This is a genomic window from Pseudomonas putida (assembly GCA_041879295.1).
GTDB classification, from domain to species: domain Bacteria; phylum Pseudomonadota; class Gammaproteobacteria; order Pseudomonadales; family Pseudomonadaceae; genus Aquipseudomonas; species Aquipseudomonas putida_Y.
This window is the reverse complement of record CP047152.1, coordinates 3,815,996-3,839,965: the sequence shown is the minus strand read 5'-3', so window position 1 is coordinate 3,839,965 and position 23,970 is coordinate 3,815,996. Positions and strand designations below refer to the sequence as shown.

At 59.7% G+C, this 23,970-nt stretch carries 18 protein-coding genes, 2 tRNA genes and 3 rRNA genes; 10 read left to right on the top strand and 13 right to left on the bottom strand.

Translation table 11 applies throughout. The features are described 5' to 3' along the window. Positions 1-9: 9 nt before the first annotated feature. The 7 genes from GST84_17635 to GST84_17605 all read right to left on the bottom strand — a co-directional run bounded on the left by GST84_17635 (position 10) and on the right by GST84_17605 (position 7,168). Positions 10-375: a Na+/H+ antiporter subunit G gene (locus tag GST84_17635; protein ID XGB14051.1), complete on the bottom strand. Its 366-nt coding sequence runs from the start codon at positions 373-375 to the stop codon at positions 10-12. Beyond that, positions 372-650, bottom strand: coding sequence for a K+/H+ antiporter subunit F (locus GST84_17630; protein ID XGB14050.1), 279 nt, complete (start codon positions 648-650; stop codon positions 372-374). Before GST84_17630 ends, GST84_17635 begins: the two co-directional genes overlap by 4 nt. Further along, positions 647-1,135 (bottom strand): Na+/H+ antiporter subunit E, encoded by a 489-nt coding sequence (locus GST84_17625; protein ID XGB14049.1) that lies wholly within the window; start codon positions 1,133-1,135, stop codon positions 647-649. The genes GST84_17630 and GST84_17625 overlap by 4 nt, the downstream gene beginning before the upstream one ends. After that, entirely contained in the window at positions 1,132-2,811 is a 1,680-nt protein-coding gene (locus tag GST84_17620) for a monovalent cation/H+ antiporter subunit D (GenBank protein ID XGB14048.1), read from the bottom strand. Before GST84_17620 ends, GST84_17625 begins: the two co-directional genes overlap by 4 nt. Then, positions 2,808-3,152, bottom strand: a complete 345-nt coding sequence (locus tag GST84_17615) for a Na+/H+ antiporter subunit C (GenBank protein ID XGB14047.1) — start codon at positions 3,150-3,152, stop codon at positions 2,808-2,810. The genes GST84_17620 and GST84_17615 overlap by 4 nt, the downstream gene beginning before the upstream one ends. After that, the gene (locus GST84_17610; GenBank protein XGB14046.1) at positions 3,152-6,067 is read right to left on the bottom strand and encodes a monovalent cation/H+ antiporter subunit A; all 2,916 of its coding nucleotides are present in this window, start codon (positions 6,065-6,067) and stop codon (positions 3,152-3,154) included. The genes GST84_17615 and GST84_17610 overlap by 1 nt, the downstream gene beginning before the upstream one ends. Positions 6,068-6,217: 150 nt before the next feature. After that, on the bottom strand, positions 6,218-7,168 hold the full coding sequence (locus tag GST84_17605) for an EamA family transporter (protein XGB14045.1): 951 nt from the start codon (positions 7,166-7,168) through the stop codon (positions 6,218-6,220). Positions 7,169-7,252: 84 nt separating this feature from the next. Here GST84_17605 and GST84_17600 point away from each other — a divergent pair, with 84 nt between their 5' ends. After that, positions 7,253-7,816, top strand: a complete 564-nt coding sequence (locus GST84_17600) for a helix-turn-helix domain-containing protein (protein XGB14044.1) — start codon at positions 7,253-7,255, stop codon at positions 7,814-7,816. Between the two features lie 49 nt (positions 7,817-7,865). Here the strand turns inward: GST84_17600 and GST84_17595 are convergent, their stop codons facing one another. Continuing rightward, a complete protein-coding gene (locus GST84_17595) occupies positions 7,866-8,414 on the bottom strand; it encodes an isochorismatase family protein (protein XGB14043.1) in 549 nt (182 codons plus the stop codon). Positions 8,415-8,496: 82 nt separating this feature from the next. On the opposite strand from GST84_17595, the gene GST84_17590 reads away from it, so the two are divergent. Both GST84_17590 and GST84_17585 read left to right on the top strand, forming a co-directional pair. Further along, positions 8,497-9,489 carry a helix-turn-helix domain-containing protein gene (locus GST84_17590; protein XGB14042.1) on the top strand — a complete coding sequence of 331 codons (993 nt, stop codon included), beginning with the start codon at positions 8,497-8,499 and terminating at the stop codon, positions 9,487-9,489. 81 nt (positions 9,490-9,570) lie between these two features. Then, entirely contained in the window at positions 9,571-9,951 is a 381-nt protein-coding gene (locus tag GST84_17585) for an antibiotic biosynthesis monooxygenase (GenBank protein XGB14041.1), read from the top strand. Here GST84_17585 and GST84_17580 read toward each other — a convergent pair. Next, positions 9,930-10,700 (bottom strand): alpha/beta fold hydrolase, encoded by a 771-nt coding sequence (locus GST84_17580; protein XGB14040.1) that lies wholly within the window; start codon positions 10,698-10,700, stop codon positions 9,930-9,932. The genes GST84_17585 and GST84_17580 overlap by 22 nt on opposite strands. Continuing rightward, a complete protein-coding gene (locus GST84_17575) occupies positions 10,684-11,802 on the bottom strand; it encodes a DUF3182 family protein (GenBank protein XGB14039.1) in 1,119 nt (372 codons plus the stop codon). Before GST84_17575 ends, GST84_17580 begins: the two co-directional genes overlap by 17 nt. Before the next feature lie 220 nt (positions 11,803-12,022). Between GST84_17575 and GST84_17570 the strand changes: the two genes are divergently transcribed. Continuing rightward, complete coding sequence (locus GST84_17570; protein XGB14038.1) at positions 12,023-13,831, top strand: M24 family metallopeptidase; 1,809 nt, start codon at positions 12,023-12,025, stop codon at positions 13,829-13,831. A gap of 39 nt (positions 13,832-13,870) precedes the next feature. Here the strand turns inward: GST84_17570 and GST84_17565 are convergent, their stop codons facing one another. Together GST84_17565 and rhtA are read right to left on the bottom strand one after the other, a co-directional pair. Next, positions 13,871-14,152: a hypothetical protein gene (locus GST84_17565; protein XGB14037.1), complete on the bottom strand. Its 282-nt coding sequence runs from the start codon at positions 14,150-14,152 to the stop codon at positions 13,871-13,873. 192 nt (positions 14,153-14,344) lie between these two features. Beyond that, on the bottom strand, positions 14,345-15,232 hold the full coding sequence (gene rhtA, locus GST84_17560) for a threonine/homoserine exporter RhtA (protein XGB14036.1): 888 nt from the start codon (positions 15,230-15,232) through the stop codon (positions 14,345-14,347). Between the two features lie 474 nt (positions 15,233-15,706). On the opposite strand from rhtA, the gene GST84_17555 reads away from it, so the two are divergent. The 6 genes from GST84_17555 to GST84_17530 all read left to right on the top strand — a co-directional run bounded on the left by GST84_17555 (position 15,707) and on the right by GST84_17530 (position 22,932). Then, positions 15,707-17,244, top strand: a 16S ribosomal RNA gene (locus tag GST84_17555). 76 nt (positions 17,245-17,320) lie between these two features. Next, positions 17,321-17,397: transfer RNA gene (locus GST84_17550), tRNA-Ile, on the top strand. A 6-nt stretch (positions 17,398-17,403) separates the two neighbouring features. After that, a tRNA-Ala gene (locus GST84_17545) sits at positions 17,404-17,479 on the top strand. Positions 17,480-17,706: 227 nt separating this feature from the next. Then, a 23S ribosomal RNA gene (locus GST84_17540) occupies positions 17,707-20,620 on the top strand. A 116-nt stretch (positions 20,621-20,736) separates the two neighbouring features. Further along, positions 20,737-20,852: ribosomal RNA gene (gene rrf / locus GST84_17535) — 5S ribosomal RNA — on the top strand. The 16S, 23S and 5S rRNA genes sit together here with 2 tRNA genes alongside, the layout of an rRNA operon. Before the next feature lie 271 nt (positions 20,853-21,123). Beyond that, positions 21,124-22,932, top strand: a complete 1,809-nt coding sequence (locus tag GST84_17530) for an ATP-binding cassette domain-containing protein (GenBank protein XGB14035.1) — start codon at positions 21,124-21,126, stop codon at positions 22,930-22,932. Between the two features lie 94 nt (positions 22,933-23,026). Here the strand turns inward: GST84_17530 and GST84_17525 are convergent, their stop codons facing one another. After that, positions 23,027-23,938 (bottom strand): MBL fold metallo-hydrolase, encoded by a 912-nt coding sequence (locus GST84_17525; GenBank protein ID XGB14034.1) that lies wholly within the window; start codon positions 23,936-23,938, stop codon positions 23,027-23,029. Between the last annotated feature and the right edge of the window lie 32 nt (positions 23,939-23,970).

Below are 23,970 nucleotides of genomic sequence, written 5' to 3'. Positions count from 1 at the left end.
GGCAAACCTTCAATTGCCACGGTCTCGGCCGCTGCTGACTTCTTCAGGCACCGGCTCTTTCGCCATGCGCTTGCGGAACAGTGCCGCCCGTGCCAGCAACAGCGTGGTGATCGGCACGGTGATCGACAGCAGGATAGGAATCAGCCACGCGTGCAGCACAGGGGTGCCCTTGAGCCACGAAAAGTAGATGATCGAGGCCAGTGCAACGCACCAGGCGCCAAGGGTCGAGGCCAGCGCTGGCGGGTGCATGCGCTGGAAGTAGTCTTTCAGGCGTACCAGGCCTATGGCGCCGACCAGGGCGAACAGGCTGCCGGTGAGCAGCAGCGCGGCCGTGACCAGTTCCAGCCAGAACGGCAGTACCAGGGCTTCAGTCATTCGATCACCTCTCCGCGCAGCAGAAACTTGGCCAGGGCAAACGAGCCGACGAAACCAAACAGCGCAATCAGCAGGGCACCTTCGAAGTAGGTGTCACTGGCATAACGGATACCCAGCACCAGCATGGTGAGCATGGCCAGGATGTAAAGGTAGTCCAGGGCCAGCACGCGGTCTTGGGCGGAGGGGCCACGGAACAGCCGGATCAGCGTCAGGCCCATGGCCAGGGCGAAGATGAACAGGCTGGCGAGGACGGCATTGGCGAGCAGGCCTGTCATTGGAAAATCTCCATCAGCGGGCGTTCGTAAGTGTCCTTGAAGTGCTGTATGAAGGCCGCTTCATCGTCCAGCTCAAACACATGCACCAACAGCACACTGCGGTCCAGTGCCAGTTCGGACCAGACTGTGCCAGGCACCACCGTAGTGATCATCGACAGCGCTGCCAGGCCGTGGGGGTCACGCAATGCCAGTGGTATGTGAACGAACGCCGAGCGTAGCGGCTGCTTGCCGGCCCGCAGCACACCACGGGCCACCAGCAGGTTGGAGATGATCACATCGATGCCGACCCGACCGATCAGCCGGGCGATGACCAGGGGGCGCCGTACGTGGGCATGCTGCGGGCGCAGGGGCGCCATCAACAGTGGCGCCAGTATGCCAAGTGCGGCGCCCAGCAACAGGTTGCCGGGGCTGACCGAGAGGTTCAGCAGCAGCCACAGGCCGAACAGCGAGACCGATAGCAGTGGGGCGGGGAGCAGTCGGTTCATGGCTGCACCTGTACGTCGCGCGAGGTGGGGCCAGGAATCGGCCGGGCGGCCATCACGGCTTCGATATAGGTATCGGGGGCCTGCAGGCTGGCGGCAGTGTCCTGGGTGTAGCGCAGCAACGGCTCGGCTTTGAGGCTGAGGATGAGGCACAGGCCGAGCAGGATGACGATGGGCAGGCATTCATAGCGCCGCAGCACCGGTGACGGGCGCTCTTCGGGCTTCCAGAAACGCTGGATGCCGACGCGGCCGAAGGCGATCAGCGAGGCCATGCCGGACAGGATCAGCAACGCTACCAGGCCCCAGCCGGCGGCACTCAGCGGCTGCTCGGCCGGCACGCCCAGGCCCAGTGGATTGAACAGCGCGCTGATCAGGTTGAGCTTGCCGACAAAGCCTGACAGTGGCGGCATGCCGATGATCAGCAGTGCGCAGGCGATGAAGCTGAGGCCGAGGAAGGCCATGGTCCACGGGATGATCTGGCCGATTACCACCTGCTGTTCATCGTCGAGGTTGATGCCCTTGGGCGGGTGCAGCGATTCCAGTGGCGGGGGCATGGCGTCTTCTTCTTCGTCCAGCGGCGCTTCATTGGCCGAGCGCGAGCGCTCGACCAGTTCGGCGAGCAGGAACAGTGCACACAGCGCAAGGGTCGAGTTGACCAGGTAGAACAGCGCCGCGCCGGTCAGTGCCGCCTGAGCAAAACCCACCGCGCCAAGCAGGGTGCCGGCCGAGACCAGGATACTGAGTGCCGCCATACGTTCCAGGCGCTGTGCCGCCAGGATTGATACCGCTGCCACCGCCAGGGTAACCAGTCCGCCGTAAATCAGCCATTCGCCGCCGAAATGCGCAGAGGCCCCGGCCTGCCCGGAGAACAGCAGCGTCCACAGGCGCAGCACGGCGTACAGGCCGACTTTGGTCATGATGGCGAACAATGCAGCCACCGGTGCGCTGGCTGACGCGTAAGCTGGCACCAGCCAGAAGTTCAGTGGCCAGATACCGGCCTTGACCAGGAAGGCCACGGCCAGGATTGCCGCACCGGCATGCAGCAGGCCACGGTCGGCTTCCGGTACCAGTGGAACCTTCAGCGCTAGGTCAGCCATGTTCAGGGTGCCAGTTACGCCATACAGCATCGCTGCGCCGATCAGGAACAGCGACGAGGCAAACAGGTTGATGGCGATGTAGTGCAGGCCGGCGCGCACCCGCGCACGCCCCGAACCATGCAGCAGCAAGCCATAGGAGGCGGCCAGCAGCACTTCGAAGAAGACGAACAGGTTGAACAGGTCGGCGGTGAGGAAGGCGCCATACAGCCCCATCAGCTGAATCTGGAACAGTGCATGGAAGCTGGCCCCTGCACCGTCCCAGCGGGCACGGGCAAACAGCAGGGCGCTGAAACCGATGACCCCGGTCAGGCTCAGCAAGAGCGCGGACAGGTGGTCCACCACCAGCACGATGCCAAACGGCGCTGGCCAGTTGCCCGGCAGGTACACGCCGATCGATGCTGCCTGGCCCTGGGTGCGCACCCACAGCAGCAGAGAGACCGCGATTGCCAGGCCGGTGAAGGTTGACAGCAGGTTCAGACTGGCCTTGATATGCCTGTGCTTTTCACCCAGCAGCAACATGATCGCCGCTGTAATCAGCGGCAGCAGGATGGGGGCGACAATCAGTTGGCTCATACCACTCATTCGTCACGCTCCCGGCCATCCACGTGGTCGGTACCGGTCAGGCCGCGCGAGGCCAGCAGCACCACCAGGAACAGCGCGGTCATGGCGAAACTGATGACGATGGCGGTGAGCACCAGTGCCTGCGGCAGCGGGTCGGTGTAGTGCAGCAGGTCCTGGGTAACGCCATCCTTGATGATCGGTTCCTTGCCGATGAACAGGCTGCCCATGCTGAAGATGAACAGGTTGACCCCGTACGAAAGCAGGCACAGGCCCATGATCACCTGATAGGTACGCGGGCGCAGGATCAGCCACACTCCGGAGGCAGCCAGTACGCCGATGGCGACTGCAATCACTTCTTCCATCAGGCGGCTCCTGCTTGGCTGGTTTTTGCCGGGTTGCCCGGGCGGTAGGCGCGCACCGACTGGTGCGCCAGGGCCGTGAGGATCAGCAGGGTCGAGCCGACCACAACGGTGTACACGCCGATATCGAAGAACAGCGCGCTGGCCACGTGTACATCACCCAGCAGTGGCAGGTGCAAGTGGGCGGTATGGGTGGTGAGGAACGGATAACCCAGCAGCATGGCGCCGACACCGGTCAGGGTCGCGCACAGCAGCCCGGTACCCATCCAGCGTAGCGGCCGCAGGCTCATCTGTGCTTCGACCCACTGGGTGCCGGCCACCATGTACTGGAGGATGAACGCCACCGACATCACCAGGCCAGCGACAAACCCGCCACCGGGCTGGTTGTGCCCGCGCATGAACAGGTACATCGACACCAGCAAGGCGATCGGCAGCAGCAGGCGCACCAGTGCTGCAGGCACCATCATGAACCCCAGCGCGGTATCGGTGGCATGCCGCGGGTTGATCAGGTCGGTGACCACGTCCGGCGCCAACTGGCGCTGTTGCGCTGGCAACTGCATGCTCTCTTTCGGAGGGCGGAAGCGCCGCAGCAGGGCGAACACAGTCAGTGCCACAGCCACCAGTACGGTGATTTCACCGAGGGTATCGAAGCCGCGGAAGTCGACCAGCATGACATTGACCACATTGGTGCCGCCGCCCTGAGGCAATGCCCGGCTCAAGTAGAACGAGGAAATGTCGTTGGGCGTCGGTCGGGTCAGCATGGCGTACGACAGCACGGCCATGCCGCCACCCACCAGCACGGCCAGCAGCAAGTCGCGCAGGCGGCGCATGCGCGCGCGCTCCAGGCTGCCAGGCAGCGGTGACACGCCTTCGATACGCCTAGGCAGCCAACGCAGGCCGAGCAGGATCAGCACGGTGGTGACCACTTCCACCACCAGCTGGGTCAGCGCCAGGTCCGGCGCAGAGAACCAGACGAAGGTAATGCAGGTCATCAGGCCGCAGACGCTGACCATGATCAGGGCCGCCAGACGGTGGTACTTGGCTTGATAAGCGGCGCCGATGGCGCAGGCAATCGCGATCAACCACAGGGCGACGAACACGCCCGAACCCGGAATCTTCGGGCGGTCACCCCAGCTCAGGCCGCTATAGAACATAGGCGTGAGGCCCGCGAGGAACGCGGCGAATACCAGCATGAATAGCTGCGACTGCAGGCGCCGGGTGGTGAGCAAGCGCTCGAGGCGACGCGCCAGCAGCATCAGATGAACCTGGCCATGCTCGAACAGCCGCTTGCCATTGAAACGCTCGATCACGGGGGGGGAGGGGAAGCGGCCCAGGCGCAGTTGCTTGCGCAGCAGCAGGTACAGGACGATGCCGCCGCTCATGGCTACCAGGCTCATGACCATCGGTGCGTTCCAGCCATGCCAGATGGCCAGGCTGTACTCGGGCAGGGTACCGCCAACCACCGGCAGGGCTGCAGCGGCCAACAGGGGGCCGACCGACTGGGCGGGGAAGATGCCCACTACCAGGCAGGTGAGCACCAGCAACTCGACTGGAGCACGCATCCAGCGTGGCGGCTCGTGCGGGGTATGGGGCAGGTCCTGAGCCGTCGGCCCGAAGAACACATCGACGGTAAAGCGCAGGGCATAGGCCACGCTGAAGGTGCCAGCCAGGGTGGCGATTACCGGCAGCGTGGCCTCGACCCAGGCGGTAGAACTGATGAACACCGTCTCGGCGAAGAACATTTCCTTCGACAGGAAGCCGTTCATCAGCGGTACGCCGGCCATCGAGGCGCTGGCGACCATCGCCAGGGTCGCGGTATAGGGCACCAGGCGGACGAGGCCGCTGAGGCGGCGAATGTCACGGGTGCCGCTCTCGTGGTCGATGATGCCGGCGGCCATGAACAGCGAGGCCTTGAAGGTGGCATGGTTGAGAATGTGGAATACCGCGGCAACGGCAGCCAGCGGGCTGTTCAGGCCAAGCAGCAGGGTAATCAGGCCCAGGTGGCTGATGGTCGAATAGGCCAGCAGGCCCTTGAGGTCATTCTGGAACATGGCGGCGAATGCGCCGAGCAGCAGGGTGAGGGCACCGGCACCGCCGACGATCCAGAACCACTCCTCGCTACCGGAAAGTACCGGCCACAGGCGTGCCAGCAGGAACACCCCGGCCTTGACCATGGTGGCAGAGTGTAAATAGGCCGACACCGGCGTGGGCGCTGCCATGGCGTGGGGCAGCCAGAACTGGAAGGGGAACTGTGCGCTCTTGGTCAGGGCGCCGATGAGGATCAGGGGCAGCAGCACCGGGTAAAGCGCATGCTGGCGGATGATGTGACCGGCAGCCAGGACCTTGTCCAGGTCGTAGCTGCCGACCACATGGCCGAGCAGCAGTGCCCCTACCAGCAGGCACAAGCCGCCTGCGCCGGTTACCATCAGCGCCATGTAGGCGCCGCGACGGGCATCGGCGCGGTGGTGCCAGTAGCCAATCAGCAGGAAGGAGAACAGGCTGGTCAGTTCCCAGAAGAACACCAGCTGGATCAGGTTGCCGGAGATGACCAGACCGAGCATGGCGCCCATGAAGGCCAGGAAGAACGCGAAGAAGCGTGGCACCGGGTCTTGCGGCGACATGTAGTAGCGGGCATACAGCGATACCAGTGTGCCAATGCCCAGTACCAGCAACGAGAACAGCCAGGCAAAGCCGTCCATGCGCAAGACCAGGTTCATCCCCAGGCTGGGTAGCCACAGGAACTCTTCGCGAATGACGCCACCATGGGCAATCTGAGGGTACAGAAGTGCTACCTGGACGGTACCGACCAGGGCTACGAGCCCGGCAAGAATGGACTCGGCGTTACGTGCGTTGTGCGGCAGCACAGCTGCCAGGCAACTGCCCAAGAACGGCAGAAGCAATAGCACTATCAAGGACATAGCGGCCTATTCTGGAGAAGTTTGCAAAGAATCATACGTGCCGAGGTGTTTATCACCAACACGCAAGCTGTCGCAGAATCCTACAAACAGGCTGTGACAAGCGGTTTTTTTATAACAGTTCTTTACAAAGAATAGCCGCTGTTGACCCTTTCACAGCCCGGCCTGACGTTCGCCTTGATGCTGCACATCGCGTGCTTCGACGCTTTCGCGAGGGCGCCGCACCTTGAGTTCACTGACCACCACCGCGACCACGATCAGCAGGCCGCCGAGCAGCGCAACGCCCGGCAGGCGCTCGCCGGCCAGGCGCCCGACGATGCCGGCCCACACCGGTTCACCGGCATAGATGAGCGTGGCGCGGGTAGGCGAGACCGACTTCTGGGCCCAGTTCATCGCCACTTGAATCACCGCACTCATTGCGCCCAGGCCGACTGCGCTGGCCAGCAGAAGCCAGGAAAAGTCGGGGATGCGCTCCTGGGTCGGCACGATCATCAGAAACGCCAGCAGCGATGCGGTGGCAAGTTGCACCACAGTCACCCGGCGCACATCGACCTGGCCGGCGTAGCGGCTGATCAGGATGATTTCACCGGCGATGGCCACGGCGCTGACCAAGGTGACCAGTTCGCCCTCGCTGAAACGCAGACTGCCGCCTTCCGGGCCGGCCAGCAGCATCAGACCGATGAATGCAAGGCAGATACCCATGCTGGGCATCAGGCCGGGCCGCCGGCCCAGCACCAGCCACTGCAGCAGCGGCACAAACGGCACGTACAACGCAGTGATGAACGCTGACTGGCTGCTGCTGATGGTTTGCAGGCCCATGGTCTGCAGGCCATAGCCGAGCATGATCGACACGCCGATCAGCATGCCGGCCTTCAGCTCGGTGAAGGTCAGGCCGGGCAGCGCTCGCGCCGAGACCACGCCAACGAACAGCGCGGCTGCTGCAAAGCGCAGGCCGACGAAGAACATCGGGCCGCTGACGGTCATCACGTTATGCACCAGCAGGAAAGTGCCGCCCCACAACATGGTGATGAATACCAGCACCAGTTCGGCCTTGCTCAGGCGGAAGGTGACGGCAGGGGTAGGCTTGCTGCTGGGCTGGTTCATGGTCTTGCACACTCGGAAAGGGCGGCGCACAATCGCCGCAAAAGTGGGCAGTATACTGCGCAATCTTGATCAGTGAGCAATATAGTGCACAAGGATTCTTCGCACCGGGCATCGGTGCTGCAACATGTCAGCCTCAATGTGCGCAGTCTGCGCAACGCCGCCGGCTTGAGTCAGGCGGCGCTCGCCGAGCGTTCAGGGGTCAGCCGGCGCATGCTGGTCGCGATCGAGGCGGGCGAGAAGAATGTCAGCCTGACCACATTGGACCGGATTGCCGAAGCCTTGGGCGTGGCCTTCAGTACTTTGATCCAGGCGCCAGACCTGCGCGACCCCGGGCGCATTGAAGAGCTGGCCTGGGCTGGCGAACACCCCCAGAGCAGAGCGGTGTTGCTGGGCACCAGCCCGGCAAGGCGCGAGGTGGAACTTTGGGAGTGGACCCTGGCACCGGGGGAGTGCTATTGCAGTGAGGCCGATGCCGAAGGATGGAGTGAGCAGATTTATGTGGTCGATGGGCAACTGACGCTGATCATCGAAGATATCGAGCATCGCTTGCAGGCGGGGCGGTTCCATGTGTTCCCCAGCAATTGCCGGTATGCCTACCGCAACGATGGCGTGACGGCTGTGCGGTTTGTGCGCAATGTGGTGATTTGAGTGTGCAGGTGTTGGGGCTGCTGTGCAGCCTCAACAGGTCTCAAGCCGATCAGTTTTTCAGCAGCTCATCGGTCTTCACCACATTGGCATAGGCAAACGCCAACGCCGCCATCGCCGAGTCATGCACATGAGCCGCCGGCACCTGTTTGCCGTCGAACGCCAGTGGCAGGGTTGCGCAGGCATCGTGCGCCACGGTCACTTGATAGCCCAGGTCGGCCGCAGCCCGGGTGGCGGCGTCAATGCACATGTGGCTCATGCTGCCGACGATGGTCAGCGCCTCGACGCCATGCCGGTCCAGCGTGTGCTCGAGATCGGTGCCGAGGAAGGCATTGACCTTGTGCTTGAGCACCACGGGCTCCCCCGGTAATGGCTCGACCTTGGCGTGGATGGCCGCGCCTTGCGAACCGGGGGTAAAGAATGGTGCATCGGCAGTGTCGAACTCATGCCGCACATGCACCACCAGATCGCCGCGCTGGCGTGCTGCTGCCAGTAAGCGGGCAGCGTTGTCGGCCGCCTGGTCGGCGCCATCGAGGGTCCATTTGCCGCCCGGGAAGTAGTCGTTCTGGATGTCGATGATGATCAGTGCCTGCTTGTTCATGCTGCCTCCTGTGGCAGTAGTCGTCGAGAGACGTTAGTTATAGGCTGTGTTCACTTACCTGAGGATTGGCGCGAACGACACTATGCGGGCAAAAACTGACACCTCAGCCAACCTCGATATCGGCTTGCTGCTGTACCCCGGCGTCCAGCGCGCCGCTGTGCATGGCCTGGCCGACCTGTTCCTGGTGGCCAACCGGGTTGCGGCCGAACTGGGGGCCGTCGAGCTGCCGCACATTCGGGTCAGTTGCTGGCAGGCAGATGAGGCAGGGCAGTTGTTGCCAGCATCGGATAGCTCTGCTGTCGCCGCATCGGGCTTGCGCGTACTGATCATTCCGCCAAGCCTGGAGTCGGCTCCGCAAGCTGAGTTGCTGGAGCGTCACCGTGCGTCGCTGTGTCTGATGCACGGGCGTGGTACGGTGCTGGCGTCGGTATGTATCGGGGTATTTTTCATTGCTGCCAGCGGTTTGCTCGATGGGCGCCCGGCCTGCACGCACTGGAACTATGTGCATGCGCTTGCCCAGCGCTTCCCCAAGGTGCGGGTAGAGGCCCAGCAGCCATTGCTGGATGACGGCGACATCGTGACCTCGGCGGGGTTGATGGCCTGGACTGACTTGGGCTTGCGTCTGCTGGAGCGCTTTGTGGGGGCAACGGTGGCACAGGAGACCGCCCGCTATCTGGCGGTCGATCCGGTCGCGGCGCCGCTGCCCGGAGTTGTCTTCAGCCCGCGCCTAGACCACGGCGACGAGGCCGTGTTGAAGGTGCAGCACTGGTTGCAGGGCAATGGCGGGCAGGATGCCGACCTGAGCACAATGGCTGCCTGCGCGGGGCTGGAGGAGCGCACTTTCTTGCGGCGCTTTCGTGCAGCTACCGGGCTGCGCCCGACCGAGTATTGCCAGCAGGTGAGGGTAGGTCGGGCGTGCCGTTTGCTGGAGTTCACCCGGCGCAACGTCGAACAGATCGCGTGGGGTGTCGGCTACCAGGACCCGGGTGCGTTTCGCAAGGTGTTCCAGCGTGTCACCGGCCTTACCCCGAGTGATTATCGGCGACGGTTTGCGGTGTCCGGTCAGGGTATGTAGAAACCACTTGACCTTGACTTTACTTGAGGTTTTACCCTGCACGGCATCGCGCTGCATGCGTCCGTAGCCAGGAGACTGTCGATGTTGGCAAAACCTCATGCCTTGTGGTTCACCCAGATGATCGAATACGAAGTGCCCAGCATGTGCCAGCAGGCATTGGCCCACGCCCTGGTGGTGCGTAGTGAGGCGCTGGCTGCGCGTTGCGAAGGGCTGCAGGGTGTGAGTATCCAGGCCAGCGACGATGGCAGCCGGGTGTTGCAATACCTGCAATGGCAGTCACGCCAGGCCTGGGCTGCGGCAGCCGTGCACTTCGTCGAGGCGTCGTTTCTTGACCTGCTGGGCAAGCATCAGGCCCGAAGCATCAACTTCGCCGCCTACCAGGCCCTGCGCAGCCTGGTGCGCGGTGACGATGGCGTCCTGCATTGCCAGGTGGGCGGGCATCAGGCATACCAAGGTGCGTAGTGCGGGTAGCGATCCAGGCGGGCGCCGATGACCATTTCGCTGATCCATGCCGCCAGGATCGAGCTGTAGGCTTTCTGGCTCTCTTCGCTGGACAGTGCATGATCGGCTCCGTCGACGATGCGATGAGTGAGCGAGTGGGCATTGATAAATGCCGAGCGGTAGCTCATCAATGTAGTGTGCGGCACGTAGTCATCCTGCTCGGACTCTACTAGCAGCACATCCCCGCCGAATTCGGCGCACGCTGCCAGTGCGCGGTTGTCGGCCGGGCCCAGGGGGCGCCGGCGATAGGCATTCAGGCGTTGACGGTCAAGGGTTTGTTTCGGGTTGCCCCATTCGTCGTCCCAGTACATGGCGGGTACCCGCAGAGCCAGCCATCTGACCGGCCGTTCGCGGGTCAGCAGAGTCGCCAGGTAACCGCCATAACTGCTGCCGATAATGGCGATGGCACTGCTGTCGACCGCCGGGTGGCTGACCAGTCGATCGTAAGCCACTAGCAGGTCCTGCAGGTTCTGTTCACGGGTAACCGTGAGGCGCTGGCTTTCGGTCTTTTCGTGACCGCGCAGGTCGAAGGTCATGCACACGCATCCCAGTCCTGTGATATGCCGGGCGCGCGCCAGGTCACGTTGTTGGCTGCCACCCCAGCCGTGTACGAAGAGAATGCCCGGCATCTTGGTGCCCGGGCTGACCAAGGTGCCGGCAATGCGGTCATTCTCGACCTGCAGCTCAACGGTTTCACTCTGAATGGCCATGTTCACGAATCCGCGCAAATTTACTGAGTTGTCCGAGTTCACTGTCGTTTCCTTGGTAAAAGAGGGTGGCGTCAGAGGGCAAGTCGGGGTTGCCGAATACTTCGTGGGTGGAGGCACGCACCCGTTGCAATGCCGGGTCATCGGCAAACGCCTGCAGGGCCAACAGTTCTGCGCTGCTAGCACCGCCCAGGCGCCAGGATTGTTCGAGTACCCCGCTGCGCAGGTGGCCTGAAGGGCTGATGCCGCGGGCGATATCATAGTTGCGACGTGAGGCGAAAAAGCCCGGGAAGTGTTGCTCGGCGGCTTGTTCGTAAACCATGGCCTGGTTGATGGCAAGGCGAAGGTGGTCTTCCAGTGGAAGCTGTAGCAGCGCCTGATAGTCGCCACGTACCACCACCAGGTCAGAACCGCCGTAGACCTCTGTGCCCTGATGGTCGCGTGTCAGTTGCTGGGTGCCGTGGTAGCTGCAGGTCAGGTCGGCGACGCGCACCTGGCCGACGCTGAATGTTTGCACGTCGCGCAGGTCTTCTTCGAGCACCAGACCCCACAGCGCCAACGCTTGATCATCCATACCGACCAGCAGAGGCTCCAGGGCGTCTGCAGTGGTGATGACCTGTTGCCCGCGTCCTGCGCAAGCCAGTACCGGCTTGACCCTCAGTGGGCCATCGAGCAGCAGCAAATGTGCGGCAGCGTGAGCGTCGGCTTTGCTGAACACGGTGTAGCCGCGCAGCAGGGCGTCGCTGGCCTGTCGGGCAAAGTCGTTGGTCCAGCCCGGCGGGAAGCTGGCCTCTGCTGGCAGCGGGTGAGAGATTGCCTTGGTCGCCATGTAGGGGAACGGCACCATACCGCCAAACAGGTCCTGTTCGCTGCGAATACCCAAGGCGGTATATCGCCTGGGGTCGATCAGGGTCTCGGTGGGAAGATAATAGTAGGCTTCGGCGGCGTCTGGCTGCTGCATGGGATGTATATGTGGGCATCCCAGCAAACGGGCCAGGCCATCGGCAAGCTTGAGATGAACGCCGTGCTCGTGTTCGGGCGTATGGTCGCGGGCGTCAAGCAACACCACCCCGGCTTTCGGTTCGATGGCACTGGGCATGATCATTTGCCTGTGTGCAATGAATGTACTGTGTGTGAAGCCGATGCCTGGGGGAAGTTCAGCGGAACTTGATCGATGGTTCTGGTCCTGTTGTAGGCAGCTTCCTATTGGCACAGGGCGTGGCGGGCAATGCATGCCGTATCTTGGTCGTCGCGATTGCAGCGCTCTGGCGGCTGTTCCATTATCGGTCTATTGGATTAACCGTTATGAAGCCGCAGGAGAGTGCATGAACGTCCAGACCACCCTTGAGCAAAGCGTGCCGCAGCGACTGGTGCACGTGCGCCAAGCCATGGCGGCAGAGGGCATCGATGCCTTGCTGGTACCCTCTGCCGATCCCCATCTTTCCGAATACCTGCCCGGTTACTGGCAGGGGCGTCAGTGGCTTTCGGGGTTTCAGGGCTCGGTCGGTACGTTGGTGGTCACCCCCGGGTTTGCCGGCCTGTGGGTCGATAGCCGGTACTGGGAGCAGGCGGCTCACGAGCTGGAGGGCAGCGGCATCGAACTGATGAAACTGTTGCCGGGCAAACCCGGGGCGCTGGAATGGTTGGGCGAAAACGTCGAGCGCAACGGTCGCGTGGCAGTGGATGGCGCGGTCATGGCCCTGGCTTCGGCGCGCCAACTGGGTGAGCGGCTGAAGGCGCGTGGAGCGCGGCTGGTGACTGACATGGACCTGCTGGGTCAGGTCTGGGACGGGCGCCCGGCGCTGCCAGGTAACCCGGTGTACCAGCACTTGCCGCCACACGCCACGGTGAACCGGGCGGAAAAGCTCGCGCAATTGCGCCAGGGCATACAGGCCAAGGGGGCCGACTGGCACTTCATCGCGACTCTGGACGACATTGCCTGGCTGTTCAACCTGCGCGGAAGCGATGTCTCCTACAATCCGGTTTTCCTGGCCTTTGCCCTGATCAATCAGCAGCAGGCCATCCTGTTCGTGGGCCAGGACAAGGTGGACGCGCACCTGCGTCACGTGCTGGAGGTCGACGGCATCGAGGTGCGTGACTATAGCGAAGCAGGCAAGGCGCTAGGCACCGTTCCCGCGGGGGCGCGGCTGCTGGTGGATCCGGCACGGGTCACCTGCGGCCTGCTGGACAACCTGGCGGCAGAGGTGGTGCTTGTCGAGGGGCTCAACCCCACCACGCTGAGCAAGTCTTGCAAGGGTGACGACGACCTGGTGCACATTCGCCAGGTCATGGAGCAGGACGGTGCGGCCTTGTGCGAATTTTTCGCCTGGTTCGAGGCGAATCTCGGCCGGGAGATCATTACCGAGCTGACGGTTGACGAGCAATTGAGTGCCGCGCGTGCTCGGCGCCCGAACTTCGTGTCGCTGAGTTTTTCTACCATCGCCGCCTTCAATGGCAATGGCGCGATGCCACACTACCGTGCCACCGAGCAGTCGCATGCGCTCATCGAGGGTAATGGCTTGCTGCTGATCGACTCGGGCGGTCAATACCTGGGCGGCACTACCGACATCACCCGCATGGTGCCGGTCGGTAACCCCAGCCAGGCGCAGAAGCAGGACTGCACCCGTGTGCTCAAGGGCATGATTGCCCTGTCGCGTGCCACGTTCCCGCGAGGGGTGTTGTCGCCGTTGCTCGACGCCATTGCCCGGGCGCCGATCTGGGCTGATCAGGTCGATTACGGTCATGGTACCGGTCACGGGGTGGGCTACTTCATGAACGTGCACGAGGGGCCTCAAGTGATCGCCTACCAGGCGGCACCTGCACCGCAGACGGCGATGCAAGCGGGCATGATCAGCTCGATCGAACCGGGTACGTACCGGCCGGGGCAGTGGGGTGTACGCATCGAGAACCTGGTGGTCAACCGCGAAGCGGGCAAGAGTGCCTTCGGTGACTTCCTGCACTTCGAGACCTTGACGCTGTGCCCTATCGACACCCGCTGTCTGTTGCCCGAGTTGCTGACCAGGGAAGAGGTGGAGTGGCTGAACGGCTATCACGCCCATGTGCGTGAGCGTCTGGCGCCCTTGCTCCAAGGGGAGGCACTGGCCTGGATGGAAGAGCGTACTGCACCGCTGTAAGGCAGATGAAAAAGGGCAGTTTTCGAGCTGCCCTTTTCTCTATTTACAGATGACGATCATGCTACGGCTGGTGTAACCCGCCGGGTTGATGCCGAACAAGTAGTCACCCGCTTCTTCATCGTTGTCGCCCGAGCGTGCAATGACCCGGTAGCCGCGCGTGCTGCAGGAGCTTGCCGCCTTGCTGTAGCAATTGTCCCACGAGGAAGAAAGGCCGGAGCAGTTGATATGCAGGCCCTTCTTGCCCCTTTTGACCTCGGTCTTGGCTGTGGCGGCACATCCAGCAATAGCCAAGATGGCCAGGATGAGAAAAATTCGTTTCATTCCTGTCCTTAAATGCAGGGCAAATCAGTTGTCTCGACCCTGTCGTTGTCGCTTTGGTTCTTCCTGAACCTTCCCCCAGTGTCCGTGTTCGGCCCAGTAGATAGCGTAAAGATGATGATTCTGTGACAGCTTAATCAGCGAGACGGGCTGCTACAATCACTAATCCCGTCTCAAATGAAAATATTTCTCATATCAGTCTGCCGCTATGGCTGGGCTGGGCGCCTTGCGCATGGACAGGGTAGTGCCGACCGAGGCGGTAATGATTGCCAGAATCGCAAGCCATTGGGTAAGCGTCAGCACCTCACCGAGGAACAGCAGCCCGGACAATGCGCCGAATGCCGGTTCGATGCTCATCAGGGTGCCGAACGTGCGCGCCGGGATTCGCGTCAGGGCAACCATTTCCAGGCTGTATGGCAAGGCGGTGGACAGTATTGCAACGGCCAACGCCATGGGGATCACGGCAGGTGTGAGCAGAGCGCTGCCAGCGTGGGCGATACCGATGGGGGCGACGAACAGGGCTGCGACTACCACCCCCAGGGCCGCGCTCTGAATGCCATGCTCGGCGCCTGCGCGTTGTCCGAACAGGATGTACAGCGCCCAGCACACACCTGCTCCCAGCGCATAGGCGGCGCCCAGTGGGTCGAGTGCCTGGCCGCTTTGGCCTGCCGGCAGCAACAGCAGCAGGCCGGCGATGGCCAGGGCAATCCACAGGAAATCGATCGGTCGGCGCGAGGAGAGGATCGCCACGGCCAGTGGGCCGGTGAATTCCAGGGCCACGGCGATACCGATCGGCACCGTTTGCAGGGCCATATAGAAGAGGAAGTTCATGCCGCCCAGTGCCATGCCGTAGATCACCACGTTGCGCAACGTGCTGGCGGTCATGCGTACCCGCCACGGGCGCAATATAAGTAGCATGATGATGCTGGCAAAAATCAGACGCAGGGTGGTGGTGCCTTGTGCGCCGATGATCGGGAACATGCTTTTGGCCAGAGAGGCGCCGGACTGAATCGATGCCATGGCGATAAGCAGTAGGCCGATTGGGAAGAGGGTGGCGGCCAGGCTGCGGGTCTGGGTGTTCATTTAAGTGCGGCAATCCTTGGGCGGGGGAAGTGATGAGCAATATAGTGCGCAATTGGTGGGGTGGGTGGTAGCCCTCAAGTGGGTTTACCAGAAATATTTCAAATCATTGAAATTAAAGGTTGACCTTCTCGATGGCCTCCCTATAATGCGCACCACTCCAACGCGGTAGCGAAGCAAAGCTAGCCACTGTGTTGAGTCAAGTGTTTGAAGCTAAACGAGTTTCTCGCAAAGAACTTCAAAATAAACGCTTGACAGGCTCTGAGGAAGGCGTAGAATGCGCGCCTCGGTTGAGGCGAAAAGCTCTTAACCAAACGCTCTTTAACAAATCGAATCAAGCAATTCGTGTGGGTGCTTGTGAGTACGGACTGATAGTCAAAAAGATTATCAGCATCACAAGTGGCCATGCGAGAAATCACATAGTCATTTGAGATTGCTGAGCCAAGTTTAGGGTTTCTTAAAAACCCAAGCAGTATTGAACTGAAGAGTTTGATCATGGCTCAGATTGAACGCTGGCGGCAGGCCTAACACATGCAAGTCGAGCGGATGACGGGAGCTTGCTCCTTGATTCAGCGGCGGACGGGTGAGTAATGCCTAGGAATCTGCCTGGTAGTGGGGGACAACGTTTCGAAAGGAACGCTAATACCGCATACGTCCTACGGGAGAAAGCAGGGGACCTTCGGGCCTTGCGCTATCAGATGAGCCTAGGTCGGATTAGCTAGTTGGTGGGGTAATGGCTCACCAAGGCGACGATCCGTAACTGGTCTGAGAGGATGATCAGTCACACTGGAACTGAGACACGGTCCAGACTCCTACGGGAGGCAGCAGTGGGGAATATTGGACAATGGGCGAAAGCCTGATCCAGCCATGCCGCGTGTGTGAAGAAGGTCTTCGGATTGTAAAGCACTTTAAGTTGGGAGGAAGGGCAGTAAGTTAATACCTTGCTGTTTTGACGTTACCGACAGAATAAGCACCGGCTAACTCTGTGCCAGCAGCCGCGGTAATACAGAGGGTGCAAGCGTTAATCGGAATTACTGGGCGTAAAGCGCGCGTAGGTGGTTTGTTAAGTTGGATGTGAAAGCCCCGGGCTCAACCTGGGAACTGCATCCAAAACTGGCAAGCTAGAGTACGGTAGAGGGTGGTGGAATTTCCTGTGTAGCGGTGAAATGCGTAGATATAGGAAGGAACACCAGTGGCGAAGGCGACCACCTGGACTGATACTGACACTGAGGTGCGAAAGCGTGGGGAGCAAACAGGATTAGATACCCTGGTAGTCCACGCCGTAAACGATGTCAACTAGCCGTTGGAATCCTTGAGATTTTAGTGGCGCAGCTAACGCATTAAGTTGACCGCCTGGGGAGTACGGCCGCAAGGTTAAAACTCAAATGAATTGACGGGGGCCCGCACAAGCGGTGGAGCATGTGGTTTAATTCGAAGCAACGCGAAGAACCTTACCAGGCCTTGACATGCAGAGAACTTTCCAGAGATGGATTGGTGCCTTCGGGAACTCTGACACAGGTGCTGCATGGCTGTCGTCAGCTCGTGTCGTGAGATGTTGGGTTAAGTCCCGTAACGAGCGCAACCCTTGTCCTTAGTTACCAGCACGTAATGGTGGGCACTCTAAGGAGACTGCCGGTGACAAACCGGAGGAAGGTGGGGATGACGTCAAGTCATCATGGCCCTTACGGCCTGGGCTACACACGTGCTACAATGGTCGGTACAGAGGGTTGCCAAGCCGCGAGGTGGAGCTAATCTCACAAAACCGATCGTAGTCCGGATCGCAGTCTGCAACTCGACTGCGTGAAGTCGGAATCGCTAGTAATCGCGAATCAGAATGTCGCGGTGAATACGTTCCCGGGCCTTGTACACACCGCCCGTCACACCATGGGAGTGGGTTGCACCAGAAGTAGCTAGTCTAACCTTCGGGAGGACGGTTACCACGGTGTGATTCATGACTGGGGTGAAGTCGTAACAAGGTAGCCGTAGGGGAACCTGCGGCTGGATCACCTCCTTAATCGACGACATCAGCCTGCTGATGAGCTCCCACACGAATTGCTTGATTCATTGTCGAAGACGATCAAGACCCTATATAGGTCTGTAGCTCAGTTGGTTAGAGCGCACCCCTGATAAGGGTGAGGTCGGCAGTTCAAATCTGCCCAGACCTACCAATATGCGGGGCCATAGCTCAGCTGGGAGAGCGCCTGCCTTGCACGCAGGAGGTCAGCGGTTCGATCCCGCTTGGCTCCACCACTTGCTGTACCTTGATCAAACTCAGAAATGAGCATTTGTATCGAATGTTGATTTCTGACTTTTGTCAGATCGTTCTTTAAAAATTCGGATATGTGATAGATATAGACTGAACACCAGTTTCACTGCTGGTGGATCAGGCTAAGGTAAAATTTGTGAGTTCTGCTCGAAAGAGCAACGTACGAATTTTCGGCGAATGTCGTCTTCACAGTATAACCAGATTGCTTGGGGTTATATGGTCAAGTGAAGAAGCGCATACGGTGGATGCCTTGGCAGTCAGAGGCGATGAAAGACGTGGTAGCCTGCGATAAGCTTTGGGGAGTCGGCAAACAGACTGTGATCCAGAGATCTCTGAATGGGGGAACCCACTCAGCATAAGCTGAGTATCTTGTACTGAATACATAGGTGCAAGAGGCGAACCAGGGGAACTGAAACATCTAAGTACCCTGAGGAAAAGAAATCAACCGAGATTCCCTTAGTAGTGGCGAGCGAACGGGGACCAGCCCTTAAGTTGATTTGAGATTAGTGGAACGCTCTGGAAAGTGCGGCCATAGTGGGTGATAGCCCCGTACACGAAAATCTCTTATCAATGAAATCGAGTAGGACGGAGCACGAGAAACTTTGTCTGAATATGGGGGGACCATCCTCCAAGGCTAAATACTACTGACTGACCGATAGTGAACCAGTACCGTGAGGGAAAGGCGAAAAGAACCCCGGAGAGGGGAGTGAAATAGAACCTGAAACCGTATGCGTACAAGCAGTGGGAGCCTACTTTGTTAGGTGACTGCGTACCTTTTGTATAATGGGTCAGCGACTTATATTCAGTGGCGAGCTTAACCGAATAGGGGAGGCGTAGCGAAAGCGAGTCTTAATAGGGCGTTTAGTCGCTGGGTATAGACCCGAAACCGGGCGATCTATCCATGGGCAGGTTGAAGGTTAGGTAACACTGACTGGAGGACCGAACCGACTACCGTTGAAAAGTTAGCGGATGACCTGTGGATCGGAGTGAAAGGCTAATCAAGCTCGGAGATAGCTGGTTCTCCTCGAAAGCTATTTAGGTAGCGCCTCATGTATCACTGTAGGGGGTAGAGCACTGTTTCGGCTAGGGGGTCATCCCGACTTACCAAACCGATGCAAACTCCGAATACCTACAAGTGCCGAGCATGGGAGACACACGGCGGGTGCTAACGTCCGTCGTGAAAAGGGAAACAACCCAGACCGTCAGCTAAGGTCCCAAAGTCATGGTTAAGTGGGAAACGATGTGGGAAGGCTTAGACAGCTAGGAGGTTGGCTTAGAAGCAGCCACCCTTTAAAGAAAGCGTAATAGCTCACTAGTCGAGTCGGCCTGCGCGGAAGATGTAACGGGGCTCAAACCATGCACCGAAGCTACGGGTATCATCTTATGATGATGCGGTAGAGGAGCGTTCTGTAAGCCTGTGAAGGTGAGTTGAGAAGCTTGCTGGAGGTATCAGAAGTGCGAATGCTGACATGAGTAACGACAATGCGAGTGAAAAACTCGCACGCCGAAAGACCAAGGTTTCCTGCGCAACGTTAATCGACGCAGGGTTAGTCGGTCCCTAAGGCGAGGCTGAAAAGCGTAGTCGATGGAAAACAGGTTAATATTCCTGTACTTCCAGTTATTGCGATGGAGGGACGGAGAAGGTTAGGCCAGCCTGGCGTTGGTTGTCCAGGTTTAAGGTGGTAGGCTGAAATCTTAGGCAAATCCGGGATTTCAAGGCCGAGAGCTGATGACGAGTTGCCTTTAGGCGACGAAGTGGTTGATACCATGCTTCCAAGAAAAGCTCCTAAGCTTCAGATAACTGGGAACCGTACCCCAAACCGACACAGGTGGTTAGGTAGAGAATACCAAGGCGCTTGAGAGAACTCGGGTGAAGGAACTAGGCAAAATGGCACCGTAACTTCGGGAGAAGGTGCGCCGGCGAGGGTGAAGGACTTGCTCCGTAAGCCCATGCCGGTCGAAGATACCAGGCCGCTGCGACTGTTTATTAAAAACACAGCACTCTGCAAACACGAAAGTGGACGTATAGGGTGTGACGCCTGCCCGGTGCCGGAAGGTTAATTGATGGGGTTAGCGCAAGCGAAGCTCTTGATCGAAGCCCCGGTAAACGGCGGCCGTAACTATAACGGTCCTAAGGTAGCGAAATTCCTTGTCGGGTAAGTTCCGACCTGCACGAATGGCGTAACGATGGCGGCGCTGTCTCCACCCGAGACTCAGTGAAATTGAAATCGCTGTGAAGATGCAGTGTATCCGCGGCTAGACGGAAAGACCCCGTGAACCTTTACTATAGCTTTGCACTGGACTTTGAATTTGCTTGTGTAGGATAGGTGGGAGGCTTTGAAGTGGGGACGCCAGTTCTCATGGAGCCATCCTTGAAATACCACCCTGGCAACTTTGAGGTTCTAACTCAGGTCCGTTATCCGGATCGAGGACAGTGTATGGTGGGTAGTTTGACTGGGGCGGTCTCCTCCCAAAGAGTAACGGAGGAGTACGAAGGTGCGCTCAGACCGGTCGGAAATCGGTCGTAGAGTATAAAGGCAAAAGCGCGCTTGACTGCGAGACAAACACGTCGAGCAGGTACGAAAGTAGGTCTTAGTGATCCGGTGGTTCTGTATGGAAGGGCCATCGCTCAACGGATAAAAGGTACTCCGGGGATAACAGGCTGATACCGCCCAAGAGTTCATATCGACGGCGGTGTTTGGCACCTCGATGTCGGCTCATCACATCCTGGGGCTGAAGCCGGTCCCAAGGGTATGGCTGTTCGCCATTTAAAGTGGTACGCGAGCTGGGTTTAGAACGTCGTGAGACAGTTCGGTCCCTATCTGCCGTGGACGTTTGAGATTTGAGAGGGGCTGCTCCTAGTACGAGAGGACCGGAGTGGACGAACCTCTGGTGTTCCGGTTGTCACGCCAGTGGCATTGCCGGGTAGCTATGTTCGGAAGAGATAACCGCTGAAAGCATCTAAGCGGGAAACTTGCCTCAAGATGAGATCTCACTGGGATCTTGAATCCCCTAAAGGGCCGTCGAAGACTACGACGTTGATAGGTTGGGTGTGTAAGCGCTGTGAGGCGTTGAGCTAACCAATACTAATTGCCCGTGAGGCTTGACCATATAACACCCAAGCAATCTGCTACGCAGATTGTGGTGGTGAAGACGAAAGACCCGAAAATTCGTAAGACCACAAATATCGCATATCCGGATTCGCTGGGCTGTCCATCTGGACATTCTGGCTACAGAATTTCTTGACGACCATAGAGCATTGGAACCACCTGATCCCATCCCGAACTCAGTAGTGAAACGATGCATCGCCGATGGTAGTGTGGGGTTTCCCCATGTGAGAGTAGGTCATCGTCAAGATTCATTTCGCAAAACCCCTATCTGCACATGCAGGTAGGGGTTTTGTCTTTGTGGGCAAAAAAGCCAGGGCTTGTTTGAATCACTGTGGGCATGCCGTGAAGCAGGCAACTCGGTGGAGGACACCGGCTTCGCCGGTGTTCGCGGGTAAACCCGCTCCTACAGGGTTTGCGGGTAAACCTGCTCCTACAAATCATGAAATGTGCGTCATTTATACCTGAGGCATGACGGTGTAATGCTACGCTCGCGGAAATACTCAGCACGGATACTTACCATGGAAATGAACTGGCATCAGGCCCTGCAAGAGAGCCTAAGCTGGCTGGCAATTGCCTCGTTCATCACCCTTGTCAGCTTCGCTGCAGCCGCGACTCTGGCGGTGCGTTGCACACGCTGGGGCAGCCAGTTCTGGCAGCTTGCCGGGCCCTATTTCAGTTTCAGGCGCAGTTGGCGGCCGTTGCTGGTGTTCGCACTGCTGTTGGTTCTGACGCTGTTTTCGGTTCGCCTTAACGTGCTGTTCTCGTTTTGGTACAACGGCTTCTACAGCGCTTTGCAAGGCCTTGACCAAACGGCGTTCTGGTACTTGCTCGGTGTTTTCGCGGTGCTGGCCACCATCCATGTGCTGCGCTCGTTGTTCACCTTCTATGTCAGTCAGGCATTCAGCATCAAGTGGCGGGTCTGGCTGACCGAGCGCCTGACCCACGACTGGATGCAGGGCGATGCCTATTACCGTGGCCAGTTCCTTGCCGAGCCGGTGGACAACCCCGACCAGCGTATCGAACTGGACGTCAACGCTTTCGTCACCAACTCGGTCACCCTTGCCTTGGGCGCAGTCAGTGCGCTGGTTTCGCTTGTGGCGTTCACCGGCATCCTCTGGGGGCTGTCAGCACCGTTGACGGTGGCCGGGGTGGAGATCCCTCGGGCGATGGTGTTTGCCGTGTACCTGTATGTCATCGCCGCCACCTGGGTGGCCTTCCGACTAGGGCGCCCGCTGATCCGGCTTAACTTCCTCAACGAGAAACTCACCGCCAACTTCCGTTACACGTTGATGCGTCTGCGTGAGAACGCCGAGAACATTGCCTTCTACCAAGGTTCGCAAGTCGAGCGGGGCACGTTGCTGGGCCGCTTTGCTTCCTTGATCGTGAATGTCTGGGCATTGGTGTACCGGAACCTGAAGCTCAGTGGCTTCAACTTGGGTGTCAGTCAGGTTGCTGTCGTGTTTCCGTTCATTCTTCAGGCGCCGCGCTTCTTCAGTGGGGCGATCAAGCTGGGCGATGTCATGCAAACTTCCCAGGCCTTTGGGCAGGTGCAGGATTCTCTGTCGTTCTTCCGTGAGTCGTACGATGCGTTCGCGCAGTACCGCGCGACCCTTGACCGCCTCACTGGCTTTCTGGATGCCAACCAGCAGGCAAGTGCGTTGCCGCGCGTCACGACCGAAGACCAGGCGCATGCGCTGCAGATCGCGGGCTTACAGGTGCTGCGCCCGGACGGACATGCCCTTATCGCCAACCTGGACCTGAGCCTGCACGCCGGTCAGGCGTTGTTGATCAAAGGGCCGTCAGGCAGTGGTAAAACCACGCTGCTGCGTGCCCTGGCGGGCCTTTGGCCGTATGCCGAAGGCAAGGTCAGGCGGCCAACGGGCCATCAGGCACTGTTCCTGTCGCAACGCCCGTACCTGCCGCTGGGTGACTTGCGTACCGTCATTGCCTACCCGGCAGCCAGCCATCCCAAGGATGAACTGCTGATGCAGCAGGCATTGCGCCAGGTCAACCTGGCCCACCTCACCGAGCGTCTCGACGTCAGCTGCGACTGGTCACACATCCTCTCGGTGGGCGAGCAGCAGCGCCTGGCGTTTGCCCGGGTGCTGTTCAACAGGCCGCAGGTGGTGTTCCTCGACGAGTCCACCTCGGCGATGGATGAAGGGCTCGAGCATGCCCTGTATGCGTTGTTGCGTTCGGAGATGCCGAGTGCATTGCTGGTCAGTGTCGGCCACCGTAGCACGCTGGCGGCGTTCCATACCCATCGGCTTGAGGTGGATGGGCATGGCGGTTGGTCGTTGCTGGAGCAGGAAGCTGCGCTGGCCTAGTTCGGCTTGAGTTCCGCGGCCCCTTCACACATAGCAGTGCATCTCGTGCAACGCACTGCTATGTGTGAGGGGCTGTCGAGCACCACGATGTTTTTCAATAATTCCAGAATCCCGCGACCCAGCGGAACCCTTCACCGTCGACTGCTACCCGCCCTACAGAAGGGAAGGGCAAGTGTGTCGCGACGAACAGTTCGCCACTGGTTGCGGCATCGTGTAGCAGCGCCATCCTTACCCGCACTGACTCCTCGGGGTCGTGTTCGAAGCCGTTGTGCCAATCCGGGTGGTCAAAGGCTACCGGGAACAGTGCGTCTCCGGCGAAGGTCAACTGCTCTCCGTTCGAGTTGATGTACACCACACAGTGCCCCGGGGTATGACCGCCGGTAAGGGTGGCGACGACACCGGGCGCCACTTCATGGTGCAGCTCAAAGGTGCGGATCTTGTCGCCGTAGGCCTGCATGAACGCTTTTGCCGTAGACCGCAGCACATCTGGTACCGGTTTAGGCATGTCCGTTTGCGAAAAGTCCGGTGCAGCCCAGAAGTCTACTTCTGTCGCGGTGACATGGATCTTTACGTCCGCACGCAAGCGGTTCTTCACCTCATCCACCAGCAGACCGCCGATGTGATCCATGTGCATGTGGGTGATGACGATATCGGTGATCGACTCCAGCGCGATGCCGGCCGCCGCCAGCCGTTTCGGGAACAGCCCGGCCCGCGGGAACCCAGGGAACTGCCCACCCAGCCCGGCATCCACCAGGATGACCTGCTCGCCGCTGCGCACCAGCAATACATTCAGCGCCCAGTCGAAGGTTTCCGGCCCCAGGAACATGTCCTTGAACCAAGCTGCGCGGGCGGCTGGGTCAGCGTTGGTCGACATGGTTTCGGTGGGCAATGGCAGTACACCGTCGCTCACCACCAGCACCTCGATGTCACCGACTTTCACTGCATAGCGCGAGGGCACCAGTTCTTCGGCCTCGATCGGGACGACATTGTTCATTGGCATTGTCATGGTCGTTCTCCTGCTGGATGGGAAGGTCGTGC

Coding starts and splice junctions, on each gene's coding strand:
- GST84_17635 (XGB14051.1), bottom strand. CDS start 375: ATGACTGAAGCCCTGGTACTGCCGTTCTGGCTGGAACTGGTCACGGCC.
- GST84_17630 (XGB14050.1), bottom strand. CDS start 650: ATGACAGGCCTGCTCGCCAATGCCGTCCTCGCCAGCCTGTTCATCTTC.
- GST84_17625 (XGB14049.1), bottom strand. CDS start 1,135: ATGAACCGACTGCTCCCCGCCCCACTGCTATCGGTCTCGCTGTTCGGC.
- GST84_17620 (XGB14048.1), bottom strand. CDS start 2,811: ATGAGTGGTATGAGCCAACTGATTGTCGCCCCCATCCTGCTGCCGCTG.
- GST84_17615 (XGB14047.1), bottom strand. CDS start 3,152: ATGGAAGAAGTGATTGCAGTCGCCATCGGCGTACTGGCTGCCTCCGGA.
- GST84_17610 (XGB14046.1), bottom strand. CDS start 6,067: ATGTCCTTGATAGTGCTATTGCTTCTGCCGTTCTTGGGCAGTTGCCTG.
- GST84_17605 (XGB14045.1), bottom strand. CDS start 7,168: ATGAACCAGCCCAGCAGCAAGCCTACCCCTGCCGTCACCTTCCGCCTG.
- GST84_17595 (XGB14043.1), bottom strand. CDS start 8,414: ATGAACAAGCAGGCACTGATCATCATCGACATCCAGAACGACTACTTC.
- GST84_17590 (XGB14042.1), top strand. CDS start 8,497: ATGCGGGCAAAAACTGACACCTCAGCCAACCTCGATATCGGCTTGCTG.
- GST84_17585 (XGB14041.1), top strand. CDS start 9,571: ATGTTGGCAAAACCTCATGCCTTGTGGTTCACCCAGATGATCGAATAC.
- GST84_17580 (XGB14040.1), bottom strand. CDS start 10,700: ATGGCCATTCAGAGTGAAACCGTTGAGCTGCAGGTCGAGAATGACCGC.
- GST84_17575 (XGB14039.1), bottom strand. CDS start 11,802: ATGATCATGCCCAGTGCCATCGAACCGAAAGCCGGGGTGGTGTTGCTT.
- GST84_17570 (XGB14038.1), top strand. CDS start 12,023: ATGAACGTCCAGACCACCCTTGAGCAAAGCGTGCCGCAGCGACTGGTG.
- GST84_17565 (XGB14037.1), bottom strand. CDS start 14,152: ATGAAACGAATTTTTCTCATCCTGGCCATCTTGGCTATTGCTGGATGT.
- rhtA (XGB14036.1), bottom strand. CDS start 15,232: ATGAACACCCAGACCCGCAGCCTGGCCGCCACCCTCTTCCCAATCGGC.
- GST84_17530 (XGB14035.1), top strand. CDS start 21,124: ATGGAAATGAACTGGCATCAGGCCCTGCAAGAGAGCCTAAGCTGGCTG.
- GST84_17525 (XGB14034.1), bottom strand. CDS start 23,938: ATGACAATGCCAATGAACAATGTCGTCCCGATCGAGGCCGAAGAACTG.